Origin of the sequence: Phenylobacterium sp. J426 (assembly GCF_024699945.1) — a bacterium.
Lineage (GTDB): Bacteria > Pseudomonadota > Alphaproteobacteria > Caulobacterales > Caulobacteraceae > Phenylobacterium.
This window is the reverse complement of sequence record NZ_JAJOMY010000001.1, coordinates 2,058,192-2,070,218: the sequence shown is the minus strand read 5'-3', so window position 1 is coordinate 2,070,218 and position 12,027 is coordinate 2,058,192. Positions and strand designations below refer to the sequence as shown.

Here is a 12,027-nt window from a genome sequence, read left to right as displayed (position 1 = left end):
CGCGCAGGCCGGCACAAGGTCAGCATGCGCCCGCCCCTAGCGTCTTCAATCGGTCGTATATTTCGGGTAATCAGGAAATATGGAAACGAAAGCCGCCGTGACCGCGCTGTCCGCCTTAGCCCACGAGGGCCGCCTGGGTGTCTTCCGCCTGTTGGTGCAAGCGGGGGGCGCAGGACTGCCGGCCGGGGAGATCGCCCGGCAGATGGACGTGCTCCCGAACACCCTTTCAGCGAGCCTCAACATCCTCGCGCAGGCCGGCTTAGTGAACTCCCGCCGGGAGGGACGGTCGATCATCTACACCGCCGAGTACGGCTCCATGCGCGATTTGCTCGCCTTCCTGATGGAGGACTGTTGCGCGGGATCGCCCGAGATCTGCGGTCCGCTCGCCACGGTGGCCCGCGACTGCTGCGCAGCCTGAGCCCTCCGATGACCATCGAACCGCCCGCCCCGGCCGACGGCCCCAAGGCGATGTCCCGCTTCGAGCGCTTCCTGACGATCTGGGTGGCGCTATGCATCGTAGCCGGCGTAGCGCTAGGCCACCTGTTCCCGGCCGCATTCCGCGCCGTGGGCTCCGCCGAGATCGCCAAGGTCAACCTGCCCGTGGCGGTGCTCATCTGGCTGATGATCATCCCCATGCTCATGAAGGTGGACTTCGGCGCGATGCGCCAGGTCGGCCAGCACTGGCGGGGAATCGGCGTGACGCTCTTCGTCAACTGGGCCGTGAAGCCCTTCTCGATGGCGGCGCTGGGCGCGCTCTTCATCGGCTATCTGTTCCGGCCCTTTCTGCCAGCCGGTGAAATCAACAGCTACATCGCCGGGCTTATCCTGCTTGCGGCGGCCCCTTGCACGGCGATGGTGTTCGTCTGGAGCAACCTGACCCGGGGCGAGCCGCACTTCACGCTCAGCCAGGTCGCGGTGAACGACGCCATCATGGTCGTGGCCTTCGCGCCCATCGTCGGGCTGCTGCTCGGGCTCTCGGCGATCACCGTGCCCTGGCAGACCCTGCTCCTGTCGGTCGGGCTCTACATCATCGTTCCCGTGGTGCTGGCTCAGGCGCTCCGAGGTCTTTTGCTTGGGCGCGGCGGCGAGGCCGCGTTGCAGCGCGTGCTCGCCCGTATTGGCCCCCTGTCGCTGACGGCGCTGCTCGCCACCCTCGTCCTGCTCTTCGGCTTCCAGGGCGAGCAAATCCTTTCGCAGCCAGCCATCATCGCGATGCTCGCCGTGCCAATCCTGATCCAGGTCTACTTCAATGCGGGCCTGGCCTATGTGCTCAACCGCGCCACCGGCGAGGCCCATTGCGTCGCCGGACCTTCAGCGTTGATTGGCGCGAGCAACTTCTTCGAACTCGCCGTGGCCGCCGCGATCAGCCTGTTCGGCTTCTCGTCGGGCGCGGCGCTTGCGACCGTGGTTGGCGTGCTGATCGAAGTGCCGGTGATGCTGACCGTCGTGGCCATCGTGAACCGTTCCAAGGGCTGGTACGAGCGCGGCGCGGCCGTCCGGCGTGTGGCCTCCCAATGCGCGCCAGCCATCACGAGGTAGGCCGATGACCGATTTCCCGATCACCATTTTCCACAACCCCGCCTGCGGCACGTCACGGAATACCGTGGCGATGGTCGAGGCCGCTGGCTACGCGCCCACAGTCATCGAATATCTACAGGCGGGCTGGACGAGGCCGCAGCTCATGGAGTTGTTGGCCGCTATGGGCGCGAAGCCACGCGACATCCTGCGGGAGAAGGGTACGCCGGCCGCGGAGCTCGGGTTGTTGGCGCCCGACGTGGGCGACGAAGCGCTGCTCGACGCCATGGTCCGGCATCCCATCCTGGTGAACCGGCCCATCGTGGTGACGCCGTTGGGCGCGAAGCTCACGCGCCCGTCCGAAGCTGTGCTCGACCTCCTGGAGCGAAAGCCCGAGAGCTTCACGAAGGAGGATGGTGAGGTGGTGCGTCGTTAGGAGCGGCGAGGTCTGGCGAAGGCCCGCTTCCAGCGCCCGGCTCAACGGCTGCAATCGACCGCTAGGCGAATTTCATCAGGTGCGCGGAGGCGCGGCAGTCGGACGGCTGGATGCGGATGGTGACCTATGGGCCGCACATCCAGCGGAGGCGGTGCCGATCGGGAAGGCTCGTGGAAGTCGCCGCTGCCGAGGTCCCAGGCCGATCGGACGATCGCCGGCGAGGGCGACGTCAGCGGCGTGGTCTCCCTGCCCGAGGGAATCGCCCTCGCGGGCTAAGCCTGGGACCCCGGAGGCGCCCAGGAGCGGGATTCGGTGACGAGCTCGCCCAGGCGGCCCTGCTCGTCCAGCCAGCCGAGCAGCGAGCGGGCGACGCCGAGGGCTTCCTGCTCCGTCTCGGCGAACCCCAGCACGCCGCCGTTGTGCTTGACGGCCCAGCGCAGGCCTTCGGGAGAGATGCTGATGGTGTCAACCATGGGCTCCGACAACGCTTCGGGACAATCCCCCTGGCGCGCGCCGGGGACTGACAGCGGGCCAGAGGGACGTCGTCGACCAGACAAGCGCCGGAAGCTGCGGCGCGAGGGATCAATCCCATTACGGCGAAGCTGTTCCAGGACCCCGTAAAAGCACGGGGGGCGTTCCGGGTGCGCGGGACGTCTATCCCGCCGCTTCGGGGGCGGCCCGGCGCGGTCCCGGGAGGCCGGGCAGGCGCAGGCGCAGCAGCACCTTCAGCATCGGCTTCTCGATCCACAGGTGGATGGCGACGCCGGCGAGGGTGGAGAGGCCGCAGCCGACCGCCATCAGCACGAGGAACTGGGGCCAGCCCTCCAGCGCCAGCTTGCGGCCCTGCCACATGACCATGGCCAGCACGAGGGTGTGGAACAGGTAGATGGCGTAGCTGGCGTCGCCGAGCAGCTCCAGCAGCCTCGGGCGGCGGGCGCGCAGCATCGGCTCGAAGGCGAGCGCGCCGGCGACGAGGGCGGCGCTGGAGGCCACGACCCAGAGCTTGGGCAGGTCCAGGAGCGGGGTGGCGTGGACGGCGAGGCCCAGGGCCCCCCAGGACGGCCAGCGGCCAGGCCCGCGCGAAGCTAACCCGCGCATGCGCCCAGGCGATCCAAACCCCGGCCAGGAAGGCCAGCAGGATGGGTCCGGTGAAGGCCCGCAGGACGGCCGCCTCGGGCTTGAAGAGGAAGCCCGCGGCGACCAGGGCGCAGATGGCGACCGTGGTCACCGGCACGAGACGCCGCACGGCGAGGCCGAGCGCGAACAACAGGTAGAAGCCCATCTCGAAGGTGAGCGTCCAGCCGGGCACCAGCACCGGCCAGACGGTGCCCGCGTGCATCGGGCTCTCGTGCGGGATCAGGCCCAGCGACAGCCACAGATGGCTGGCGTCCGGGGTCGGCAGGTCGCGCAGCGCGAGCCAGGCGGCCCAGGTGAGCGTGGCGATCCAGTAGAGCGGCGCGATGCGGATGACGCGGCGGCGCATGAACTCGGCCGGGGCGTCGCCGCGGGCGGCGGCGTACATGATGAAGCCGCTGATGACGAAGAAGATGTCGACGCCGGTGGTGAGGTTCCAGCCGACCATAGGGTCGAACAGCCAGGGCCGCGGGTTGCGGGCGTGATGGACCAGCACCATCAGGCAGGCGACCGCCCGGAGGACCTGGACCGAGACGAGCGTGCCTGGACGCTCCTGGAGGTGGGCTGCCGACTGCATCACCGCCCCCTTAGCACGGCCGGCGCGAGATCACAGGCCCGTGATGTCGGCGCCGACGCCGCAGGGGCGCAGCGTCAGTTGCGGTAGCGGTTGGCGAGGCGGCGAACCTCGCGCTCGTCGAGGCCGGGCGGCCAAGCGAACTGCATCCGCCAGCGCATCCGGGAGCAGGCCGGGCAGTTCCAACCGACCCGGCGGGCGCAGTCCACGAGGTCGGGTGGCGTAGCCGCCGGTCCGCAGCTCGCGCAGGCGGGCGATGACCCGTTCCGGATTATAGGGCCTGCACCAGGAACAGGCGGCGCAGACCAGCAGCAGGCGCGCGCCGGGATACTTCTGGAAGTCACCGATGCTGTCTTCGGCGGCGGCGGGGATCGGCCGCATCTTGGCGGCGGAGGCGGGCGGAGCTGGCGGCATGACGGAAAGAACAAAAGCAGAACTCATTAACAGGTTCCACCAGCCGTGGGTTGTGTAGCGGGTCCGTGGCGCGGGGGGCCGGCTTTGCGCTAACCGTCCCGCATGACCGACTTCATCAAGATGAACCTCCGCGGCCTGATGCTGCATGCGGCGGTGGGCGACACCTTGGAGGCCAACTTCGACCGGAGTTACCGGGTGCACTACAACGTGCAGAAGAACAGCTATCTGACGGCGCTGTGCGAGGCTTACGGGACCGACAAGGGGGTCGTTCTCGATGAAGGGGCGGCCGTTCAAGTGGGCGCCGCACACCTATGCCGACTTCTACGAGCGGCTGTTCGGCCACTGTCGCGAGCATGTGCGGAACGTGTTCGAGTGCGGCCTGGGCACGAACAACCCCGAGCTGGCCTCCAGCATGGGCGAAGCCGGCAAGCCGGGCGCATCGCTCAGGCTGTGGCGCAGCTACTTCCCGAACGCCGAGATCGTGGGCGCGGACATTGACGGGGACATCCTGTTCACCGAGGAGCGGATCCGCACCTTCCAGTGCGACCAGACCGACCCGGCGGCCATCGCGCGGCTGTGGGAGCAGGTGGGCGACGTCGACTTCGACCTGATGATCGACGACGGGCTGCACACCGCCCAGGCGGCGATCACACTGCTGGAGAACTCCCTGCGCCGGCTGAAGCCCGGCGGGCTCTATGTGATCGAGGATGTCGCCATCGACATGATGGTCGAGCTGGTCATCCACCTGAAGACCACCCAGCTGAACTACGAGGTGGTCACCCTTCATCGCCCGCCAGTGCAGTTGGGCGACAACTCTATGGTGGTGATCCGCCGCTAGGCGGCCAGCGGGCGGCGTACGCCGGGGGCCCAGAGCTCGTCCGGCAGGCGGATGTCCGCGAGGCCCATCGCCGCCAGCAGCGCGGCGTAGTAGCTGTTGGAGTTGCCGGACCGGACGGCGGGCCACGGATAACGCAGCGCGCGGGCGTTGATCCCCTGCCGCCAGGCCTCGGCGGCGGCGAGACGTTCGGCGACCTCGGCGGCCGAGCCTTCGAACAGGGGCCCCTGCGGATGGGCCGGGTCGTAGAAGCCGGTGCGGCGCGGGATGTCCTCGCCCCACAGCACCTCGCGCCGGAACGGGACCACACCGCCCAGGAACGGCAGCGGCGCGCCGCCGGGGCCGCGCGCGATGCCGTGCAGCTCGCGGACGATGCGGCCCTGGGCATCCTGGTGCGCGACGAAGGTGTGGGCCCCGAACCGCCGTCCTCCCAGACGGAGGGCCGGCGACTGGACCTTCAGCAGGCGGTGCGTGTCCACGCCGTCCGAGATGGGCGTCCTATTCGGCCGGCGTAAGCGGCACGAGGATCTCGCCGCCGCTTTCGCGGAACTTCTTCGACATCTCGTCCATGCCGGTCTGCACGTCGTTCTGCCCTCTCGCGGCGTCGCGGATGTCCTGGCTGATCTTCATCGAGCAGAACTTTGGGCCGCACATGGAACAGAAGTGGGCGGTCTTGAACGCCTCCTTCGGCAGGCTTTCGTCGTGGTACTCGCGAGCCGTCTCGGGATCGATGCCGAGGTTGAACTGGTCCTCCCAGCGGAACTCGAAACGGGCGCGGGAGACAGCGTCGTCCCATAGGCGCGCCGCCGGATGGCCCTTGGCGAGGTCGGCGGCGTGGGCTGCGAGCTTGTAGGTCATCACGCCGACCTTCACGTCCTCGCGGTTCGGCAGGCCCAGGTGCTCCTTGGGCGTCACGTAGCAGAGCATGGCGGTGCCGAACCAGCCGATCATCGCCGCCCCGATCGCGGAGGTGATGTGGTCGTAGCCGGGCGCCACGTCGGTGGTGAGCGGGCCCAGCGTGTAGAACGGCGCCTCGCCGCAGACCGCGAGCTGCTTGTCCATGTTGGCCTTGATCTTGTGCATCGGCACGTGGCCGGGGCCTTCGATCATCACCTGAACATTGTGCTTCCAGGCGACCTGGGTGAGCTCGCCCAGCGTCTCCAGCTCGCCGAACTGGGCGGCGTCGTTGGCGTCGGCGATCGACCCCGGCCGCAGGCCGTCGCCCAGCGAGAACGAGACGTCGTAGGCCTTCATGATCTCGCAGATCTCTTCGAAGTGCTCGTAGAGGAAGTTCTCCTTGTGGTGCGCCAGGCACCACTTGGCCATGATCGAGCCGCCGCGGGAGACGATGCCGGTGACGCGGCTGGCGGTCAGCGGGACGTAGGCGAGACGCACGCCCGCATGGATGGTGAAGTAGTCGACGCCCTGTTCAGCCTGTTCGATCAGGGTGTCGCGGAAGACCTCCCAGGTCAGGTCCTCCGCGACGCCGCCCACCTTCTCCAGCGCCTGATAGATGGGCACGGTGCCGATCGGCACGGGGCTGTTGCGGACGATCCAGTCGCGGATGTTGTGGATGTTGCGGCCGGTGGACAGGTCCATCACCGTGTCGGCGCCGCAGCGGATCGCCCACACCATCTTGTCCACCTCGTCCGAGACGTGGCTGAGGACGGCCGAGTTGCCGATGTTAGCGTTGATCTTCACCAGGAAGTTGCGGCCGATGATCATCGGCTCCAGCTCGGTGTGGTTGATGTTGGCCGGGATGATCGCCCGTCCGCGGGCGATCTCGTCGCGGACGAACTCCGGCGTCACGTAGTCCGGGATCGAGGCCCCGAAGTCCTCGCCGTCGCGGATGAAGGCGTCGGCCGCCTTGCGGCGGAGGTTCTCGCGGATGGCGACGTATTCCATCTCAGGCGTGATGACGCCCCGCCGGGCATATTCCAGCTGTGTGACATTGCCGCCGGGCTTGGCGCGATAGACGCGGCGCGGAGCGGTGAACTCGGGCGCCAGGTGTTCGCCTTTCGCGAAGCCGTTGTCCTCCGGCTTCACGGCGCGCGGGTTGGCGACGATCTCGACGTCGCCGCGGCTGACGACCCAAGGCTCCCGCGTCCGGGAAAGGCCGGACTCGATGTCGATGCGCACGACAGGATCGGTGTAGGGGCCGGAGGGATCGTAGAGCGTCAGCGCCGGCTCCTCGGCCGACGGGTGGACGGCCACCTCGCGGAACGGCACGCGGATGTCCGGCCACAGCCTGCCCGGCTCGTAGACCTTCTTCGAGCCGGGGCGCTCTCCCGTCGGGATGGCGGCGGCTTGGAGGGTTCCGGCGGGCTTGTTCATCGCGTGGCTCCGTAACGGGACGGATCACGGGCGCAGGTTGGGTCTGGATCGGGCCCTTCCCTTCGCCGGCATGACCCGGATCAGGTTCGACGGGTCGTGGGCTCACCCACCTCTCAGCCGCTCAAGCGCGACCCCCGAGGATTGGCTCGGACGCTACGCCCGAACGCGGTTCGGGGGAAGGCTCAAATGGCAGGGTTCGGAACAGGCGCGGCCATAGTAGGTTGAGCCACCAGGGAGACACGCCATGAACGCCGCCGCCCCCATCCTCTTGGTTCTTGTTCTGGGCGCCTGCAGCGCCTATCCGCCGGCCGAGCCCGCGCCCGTCCTGCCGCCGCCGCCCGCCGGGGCGTCCTTGAGCGGCGCCGACTGCTTCCGCACCATGGACATCCGCAACCACACCGTGGTGAACAACCAGACGCTCATGGTGCGGGTGAACCGCGGCGAGGTCTATCGCGTGACCATGGCCGGCTCGTGCCTGGCAGGCTCTATCTCGTCGGATCCGCTGATCATCCGGCAGCCACCGGGCAGCGCCATCGTCTGCAAGCCGATCGACCTCGACATCGGCATCGCCCGAGGCGGCGTCGAGAGCCGCTGCATCGTGGAGTCGATCGTCCGCGCCTCTCCCGCGGAGGTGGAGGCCCTGCCGCGGCGATTGCGGCCGTAGGCGCGACGGGCTAGGGCGAAGGCATGCATTTCGCCCGCTATAATCCCGTCCGCTTCGCCCACCTGCCCACCCCGCTGGAGCCGCTCCCCGGCCTCACCGAGGCGCTGGTCACCCCCGACGGCGGCGGGCCGACGCTGTGGATCAAGCGCGACGACTGCACGGGCCTGGCCGGCGGCGGCAACAAGACCCGGAAGCTCGAGTTCCTGCTCGGCGACGCGCTCGCGAACGACGCCGACACGCTTGTGACCCAGGGCGCGGTGCAGTCGAACCACGTGCGGCAGACGGCGGCGGCGGCCGCGCGCTTCGGCCTGAAGTGCGAAGTCATCCTGGAGCACCGCACCGGCAGCCAGGCCGTCGACTATAACCGCTCGGGCAACGTCCTGCTGGACGAGCTGCTGGGCGCGAAGATCCGCCACGTCCCGGGCGGCAGCGACATGAACGCGGCGCTCGCCGAGGTCGCGCAGGAAGTGGCCGAGGCCGGAGGGCGGCCCTATGTGATTCCGGGCGGCGGATCCAACTGCGTGGGCGCGCTGGGATATGCCGAATGCGCGCTGGAGCTGGTCGCCCAAGCCAACGAGCTGGGCCTGGAGATCGACCGTATCGTCACCGCCACGGGCAGCGCCGGAACGCACGCCGGTCTCGTCGCGGGCTTGGCCGTGATGGGCTCGGATATCCCGGTGCTGGGAATCGGCGTGCGCGCGCCGAAGGAGAAGCAGGAAGAGAACGTGTTCAAGCTGGCCAAGGAGACCGCCGCCCTGCTGGGCTTCGAAGAGCGCGTCACCCGCGACATGGTGGAGGCCGACTGCGACTACGTCGGGGAGGGCTACGGCCTCATCGACCAGGGCGTGATCGACGCCCTGACCCTGGCGGCGCGCACCGACGGTATCCTGCTGGACCCGGTCTATACCGGCAAGGCGATGAAGGGCCTGATCGCGCTGTCCCGCGCCGGCGCCTTCGACGGCGAGACGGTGGTGTTCCTCCACACCGGCGGCGCCCAGGGCCTGTTCGGCTACCAGGGCGAACTGGACGGCAAGCTGTGATCGAGGACGCGGCCGACGCCCTGACGCTCGGCGTGTTGGGTGGCATGGGCCCCGCGGCGACGCTGGAGTTCCTGGCCCGGCTGCAGGCCTATACGCCGGGGAACGCGACCAGGACCACATCCGGGTGCTGGCCGACATCAATCCGCGCGTCCCTGACCGGAACACCCCCCGGTTCGAACGCCGGCGCTGTGCTGGCCGAGATGGCGGGCGCCCTGCGTGGCGCGGGCGCCGAGGTGCTGGCGATGCCGTGCAACACGGCGCATGCGCACGCGGACCTGATCCAGCGGGCCTCGGGACTGCCACTGATCGACATGATCGATCTCGGAGCCGAAGCCGCCCAGGAGAGCGGCGCGCTGCGCGCGGGCGTTCTGGGCACCAAGGGCGCGCTCAAGCTCTACCGGGAGTATCTCGCCGCCCGCGGCATGGGCCTGGTCAGCCTGCCGCCCGAACGGCAGGAAGCCTTCATGGAAGCGCTCTACCGGATCAAGAGCGGCGACGACGGCGATGACGTGAAGCGCATCATGAAGGGCTTCGCGGACGAACTGGTGAAGGCCGGCGCCGAGGTGCTGGTGGCCGGCTGCACCGAGGTTCCGCTGGTGCTGGATCCCGAGGACGTGAGGGTCGAGCTGGTGGACCCGGGCGACCTGCTGGCGCGGCGCTGCGTGGCGGTATGCCTCGGGTTCGAGCCGGCGCCTCAGGTGGGAGGATAAGGCCTCGCCAACCCCTTCCCGGGAGGAAGGGATCTACAGCCTTGGCGCCCGGAACGTGTCGCAGGCGGCCGGATCGCCCGACTGGACGCCGGTGCGGAACCACCGCATGCGCTGCTCAGAGGAGCCGTGGGTGAAGGCGTCAGGCACCACCTGGCCTTGGCTGCGGCGCTGCAGGGTGTCGTCGCCGACGGCGGCGGCGGCGCGCAGGCCGTCCTCGATGTCGCGCGGGTCGAGCTGGACCTGGCCGCCCGACACGGCGGCGGCGTGGGCGGCCCAGACGCCGGCGTAGCAGTCGGCCTGGAGTTCCAGACGCACCGCGCCGCTGTCGGCGCCGCGCATGCCCATGCGCTGGGCGGTGTCCGTGGCGCCGGTCAGGTTCTGGACGTGGTGGCCGATCTCGTGGGCGATGACATAGGCGCGCGCCGCCTCCCCGCCCGCACCGAACTTGCTCTCCAGCTCCTGCCAGAACGAGAGGTCGAGATAGACCTTGCGGTCGGCGGGGCAATAGAACGGCCCCATCGCCGACTGGCCCATGCCGCAGCCGGTGCCGGTGGCTCGGTCGTAGATGACGACGGCGTCCGGCGGACGGTAGCCCTGCATCTGCTGTTTCCAGACATCGTCGACGTTGGTGGCCACGACGTCGACGAAGCGGCCGGCCTCGTCTGCGGGGCCGCCGCGCACGCCTTCCTGCTGCTGGACGTTCTGGCCGCCCAGAACCTGGGTCGTGGTCGACGGGTCGATGCCGAAGACGAAGTAGCCGATGAGGGCGAGGATCACGCCGCCCGCGCCCAGGCCGCCCACGGCGCCGGCAGGTCCCATGCCGCGCCGGTCCTCGATGTTGCCGGAACCCCGGCCGCCAGCCCAGCGCATAAGATCGCCTCCGCTTCGAAAAACCGGAAGCCTAACGCGGCCGCGCTAGTTGCGGTTCTTGGAGATCTCCTGGACCCGCCGGTTGGACGCGGCGAGCGCCGCGTCGGGGATCTGGGGCAGCTTGGAGGTGTCGAGACTGCCGAGCGCGGCGGCGGGCGCCGGATAGGGCAACGCGGGCAGGCGCACCGGCTGGCGCTCCTGCTGGATGCGGGCGACGTGCTGGTCGGTGCGCAGGCGGGCCTCGAGCGCCATCAACTCGTTGTGCTGGGCCACCTGCTGCTGCTGGAGGAGCTGTTGCTGGGCGCGCAACTCGTTGAGCTGCAGCGTCGTGTTGAGGCCGTTGAGCTGGCCGACATCCTGCGCGGCCGCCGGCGCGGCGACCGCGCCCAGGCTGAGGGCGGCAAGGCAAGCGGCGGGAATTTTGAGCGGGCGCATGCGCCGGATGTGGGCGCCGCCCCCCCGCGAAACAAGCTCGGCCGTGACCGTCGCTCACCGCACCTGCACGGTGAAGCGGGCGAGCTCCTTCTTGGGAGCTTCCCAGTCCGGGCTGAGCTCGAGAGCCTTCCGGTAGTCGAAATAGGCCTGCTTCATGTCGTCGAGCCCCTCGTGGGCCAGGGCGCGGTTGAAATAGGCCTTCTCGGGCTCGTCGACACCGAGTTCCAGGGCCCTGTTGAGATCGACGAGCCCGTCGGCGTACCGGCGCTGGCCGACCAGGGCGGCGCCCCGGTTGACGTAGGCCTCGGGGAGATCGGGCTTGAGCTCGAGGGCGCGATCGAAGTCGCCGCGGGCGGCGACGTATTCGTTGCGCCGCAGGCGGAGCACGCCGCGGTTCACATAGGTGCCGGCGCGGTCCCTGTTCGACAGGATCTCCGTCTCGATCGCGAGGGTGCAGGCGGCCTCGAACTTGCGATCGGACTCGCCCTTCAGGGCCGCGTTCGAGCATTCGCGGGCCATGCCGCCGCCCAGCACCGTGACCGACTGCGCCGCAGCTGCGCCGGCGACGAGAAACAGGGCTGCGGTGGAAAAGGCGAGGATCTTCAGCATCGGACGAGCTCCCGAAGGGACCACGGAAGGGTCCTCCCGTAACGAAGGTCTGTCAATGAACCGCTAGGTGGCGGCCGCGCGGAAGCGGCGCAGCTCCCGGTGGAGGATGTAGACGCCGCTGGCCGCCACGACGACGGCGCCGACGACCGTGGCCGGGTGCGGGAGCTCGCCCCAGATGACCAGGCCCAGGAGGGCGGCCCAGACGAGCTGGGTGTAGTCGAAGGGGGGCGACGACGCCGATGGGGGCGGCGCGGAGGGCCTCGGTGAGGAAGAGCTGGCCGACGCCGCCGATCAGGCCGGCAAGCACCAGCAGGCCCAGCGTTTGGGCGTCGGGCACGGTCCAGCCGCCGACCAGGGAGCCGACGAGACCCACGGCCGTGCCGCCGAGGGTGAAGTAGAAGACGATGGTCGGGCCGCGTTCGGTGTCGGCGATCTGGCGGATGGCGACCATGGGCGC

At 69.4% G+C, this 12,027-nt stretch carries 16 protein-coding genes, 1 pseudogene and 1 riboswitch; of the genes and pseudogenes, 7 read left to right on the top strand and 10 right to left on the bottom strand.

Annotated elements, in window-relative coordinates; translation table 11 throughout:
• The first annotated feature begins 79 nt into the window (after nucleotides 1-79).
• Genes LRS10_RS10935 through arsC form a run of 3 tightly spaced genes read left to right on the top strand, consistent with a single transcriptional unit; the run spans nucleotide 80 to nucleotide 1,951 of the window.
• Nucleotides 80-418: a helix-turn-helix transcriptional regulator gene (locus LRS10_RS10935; RefSeq protein WP_257837280.1), complete on the top strand. Its 339-nt coding sequence runs from the start codon at nucleotides 80-82 to the stop codon at nucleotides 416-418.
• Between the two features lie 50 nt (nucleotides 419-468).
• Nucleotides 469-1,539 carry an ACR3 family arsenite efflux transporter gene (arsB, locus tag LRS10_RS10930; protein WP_257839136.1) on the top strand — a complete coding sequence of 357 codons (1,071 nt, stop codon included), beginning with the start codon at nucleotides 469-471 and terminating at the stop codon, nucleotides 1,537-1,539.
• Between the two features lie 4 nt (nucleotides 1,540-1,543).
• A complete protein-coding gene (gene arsC / locus LRS10_RS10925) occupies nucleotides 1,544-1,951 on the top strand; it encodes an arsenate reductase (glutaredoxin) (protein ID WP_257837279.1) in 408 nt (135 codons plus the stop codon).
• A 272-nt stretch (nucleotides 1,952-2,223) separates the two neighbouring features.
• Here arsC and LRS10_RS10920 read toward each other — a convergent pair whose 3' ends face one another.
• The 4 genes and pseudogenes from LRS10_RS10920 to LRS10_RS10905 all read right to left on the bottom strand — a co-directional run bounded on the left by LRS10_RS10920 (nucleotide 2,224) and on the right by LRS10_RS10905 (nucleotide 4,100).
• Entirely contained in the window at nucleotides 2,224-2,424 is a 201-nt protein-coding gene (locus LRS10_RS10920; RefSeq protein WP_257837278.1) for a hypothetical protein, read from the bottom strand.
• 181 nt (nucleotides 2,425-2,605) lie between these two features.
• Nucleotides 2,606-3,049, bottom strand: coding sequence for an acyltransferase (locus LRS10_RS10915; protein WP_257837277.1), 444 nt, complete (start codon nucleotides 3,047-3,049; stop codon nucleotides 2,606-2,608).
• A gap of 19 nt (nucleotides 3,050-3,068) precedes the next feature.
• Nucleotides 3,069-3,584 (bottom strand): annotated as a pseudogene (locus tag LRS10_RS25100) (acyltransferase family protein); the annotation flags it as partial.
• 108 nt (nucleotides 3,585-3,692) lie between these two features.
• On the bottom strand, nucleotides 3,693-4,100 hold the full coding sequence (locus tag LRS10_RS10905; protein ID WP_257837275.1) for a hypothetical protein: 408 nt from the start codon (nucleotides 4,098-4,100) through the stop codon (nucleotides 3,693-3,695).
• 247 nt (nucleotides 4,101-4,347) lie between these two features.
• Here LRS10_RS10905 and LRS10_RS10900 point away from each other — a divergent pair, with 247 nt between their 5' ends.
• Entirely contained in the window at nucleotides 4,348-4,911 is a 564-nt protein-coding gene (locus tag LRS10_RS10900; protein ID WP_257837274.1) for a class I SAM-dependent methyltransferase, read from the top strand.
• On the opposite strand, the gene LRS10_RS10895 is transcribed toward LRS10_RS10900, so the two are convergent.
• On the bottom strand, nucleotides 4,908-5,387 hold the full coding sequence (locus tag LRS10_RS10895) for a hypothetical protein (RefSeq protein ID WP_257837273.1): 480 nt from the start codon (nucleotides 5,385-5,387) through the stop codon (nucleotides 4,908-4,910). The two genes, LRS10_RS10900 and LRS10_RS10895, sit on opposite strands and share 4 nt — an antisense overlap.
• A gap of 19 nt (nucleotides 5,388-5,406) precedes the next feature.
• On the bottom strand, nucleotides 5,407-7,242 hold the full coding sequence (gene thiC / locus LRS10_RS10890; protein WP_257837272.1) for a phosphomethylpyrimidine synthase ThiC: 1,836 nt from the start codon (nucleotides 7,240-7,242) through the stop codon (nucleotides 5,407-5,409).
• A 40-nt stretch (nucleotides 7,243-7,282) separates the two neighbouring features.
• Nucleotides 7,283-7,389: riboswitch (TPP riboswitch) on the bottom strand.
• Nucleotides 7,390-7,486: 97 nt separating this feature from the next.
• Here thiC and LRS10_RS10885 point away from each other — a divergent pair.
• From LRS10_RS10885 to LRS10_RS10875, 3 genes are read left to right on the top strand one after another with little or no spacing between them, the layout of a single operon-like run.
• Nucleotides 7,487-7,906, top strand: coding sequence for a DUF6491 family protein (locus tag LRS10_RS10885; RefSeq protein WP_257837271.1), 420 nt, complete (start codon nucleotides 7,487-7,489; stop codon nucleotides 7,904-7,906).
• Nucleotides 7,907-7,929: 23 nt separating this feature from the next.
• The gene (locus tag LRS10_RS10880) at nucleotides 7,930-8,946 is read left to right on the top strand and encodes a D-cysteine desulfhydrase (RefSeq protein WP_257837270.1); all 1,017 of its coding nucleotides are present in this window, start codon (nucleotides 7,930-7,932) and stop codon (nucleotides 8,944-8,946) included.
• Nucleotides 8,943-9,656, top strand: coding sequence for an aspartate/glutamate racemase family protein (locus tag LRS10_RS10875; protein WP_257837269.1), 714 nt, complete (start codon nucleotides 8,943-8,945; stop codon nucleotides 9,654-9,656). Before LRS10_RS10880 ends, LRS10_RS10875 begins: the two co-directional genes overlap by 4 nt.
• A 33-nt stretch (nucleotides 9,657-9,689) precedes the next feature.
• On the opposite strand, the gene LRS10_RS10870 is transcribed toward LRS10_RS10875, so the two are convergent.
• From LRS10_RS10870 to LRS10_RS10855, 4 genes are read right to left on the bottom strand one after another with little or no spacing between them, the layout of a single operon-like run.
• Entirely contained in the window at nucleotides 9,690-10,526 is an 837-nt protein-coding gene (locus tag LRS10_RS10870) for a neutral zinc metallopeptidase (protein ID WP_257837268.1), read from the bottom strand.
• A 45-nt stretch (nucleotides 10,527-10,571) separates the two neighbouring features.
• Nucleotides 10,572-10,961 carry a hypothetical protein gene (locus tag LRS10_RS10865; RefSeq protein WP_257837267.1) on the bottom strand — a complete coding sequence of 130 codons (390 nt, stop codon included), beginning with the start codon at nucleotides 10,959-10,961 and terminating at the stop codon, nucleotides 10,572-10,574.
• Between the two features lie 54 nt (nucleotides 10,962-11,015).
• Nucleotides 11,016-11,570 (bottom strand): tetratricopeptide repeat protein, encoded by a 555-nt coding sequence (locus tag LRS10_RS10860; protein WP_257837266.1) that lies wholly within the window; start codon nucleotides 11,568-11,570, stop codon nucleotides 11,016-11,018.
• Between the two features lie 52 nt (nucleotides 11,571-11,622).
• On the bottom strand, nucleotides 11,623-12,021 hold the full coding sequence (locus LRS10_RS10855; RefSeq protein ID WP_257837265.1) for a hypothetical protein: 399 nt from the start codon (nucleotides 12,019-12,021) through the stop codon (nucleotides 11,623-11,625).
• Nucleotides 12,022-12,027: the final 6 nt, after the last annotated feature.

Excerpts from the sequence above, each read along its gene's own strand:
- LRS10_RS10935 (WP_257837280.1), top strand. The coding sequence starts at position 80 with ATGGAAACGAAAGCCGCCGTGACCGCGCTGTCCGCCTTAGCCCACGAG.
- arsB (WP_257839136.1), top strand. The coding sequence starts at position 469 with ATGTCCCGCTTCGAGCGCTTCCTGACGATCTGGGTGGCGCTATGCATC.
- arsC (WP_257837279.1), top strand. The coding sequence starts at position 1,544 with ATGACCGATTTCCCGATCACCATTTTCCACAACCCCGCCTGCGGCACG.
- LRS10_RS10920 (WP_257837278.1), bottom strand. The coding sequence starts at position 2,424 with ATGGTTGACACCATCAGCATCTCTCCCGAAGGCCTGCGCTGGGCCGTC.
- LRS10_RS10915 (WP_257837277.1), bottom strand. The coding sequence starts at position 3,049 with ATGCGCGGGTTAGCTTCGCGCGGGCCTGGCCGCTGGCCGTCCTGGGGG.
- LRS10_RS10905 (WP_257837275.1), bottom strand. The coding sequence starts at position 4,100 with ATGAGTTCTGCTTTTGTTCTTTCCGTCATGCCGCCAGCTCCGCCCGCC.
- LRS10_RS10900 (WP_257837274.1), top strand. The coding sequence starts at position 4,348 with ATGAAGGGGCGGCCGTTCAAGTGGGCGCCGCACACCTATGCCGACTTC.
- thiC (WP_257837272.1), bottom strand. The coding sequence starts at position 7,242 with ATGAACAAGCCCGCCGGAACCCTCCAAGCCGCCGCCATCCCGACGGGA.
- LRS10_RS10885 (WP_257837271.1), top strand. The coding sequence starts at position 7,487 with ATGAACGCCGCCGCCCCCATCCTCTTGGTTCTTGTTCTGGGCGCCTGC.
- LRS10_RS10880 (WP_257837270.1), top strand. The coding sequence starts at position 7,930 with ATGCATTTCGCCCGCTATAATCCCGTCCGCTTCGCCCACCTGCCCACC.
- LRS10_RS10870 (WP_257837268.1), bottom strand. The coding sequence starts at position 10,526 with ATGCGCTGGGCTGGCGGCCGGGGTTCCGGCAACATCGAGGACCGGCGC.
- LRS10_RS10865 (WP_257837267.1), bottom strand. The coding sequence starts at position 10,961 with ATGCGCCCGCTCAAAATTCCCGCCGCTTGCCTTGCCGCCCTCAGCCTG.
- LRS10_RS10860 (WP_257837266.1), bottom strand. The coding sequence starts at position 11,570 with ATGCTGAAGATCCTCGCCTTTTCCACCGCAGCCCTGTTTCTCGTCGCC.
- LRS10_RS10855 (WP_257837265.1), bottom strand. The coding sequence starts at position 12,021 with ATGGTCGCCATCCGCCAGATCGCCGACACCGAACGCGGCCCGACCATC.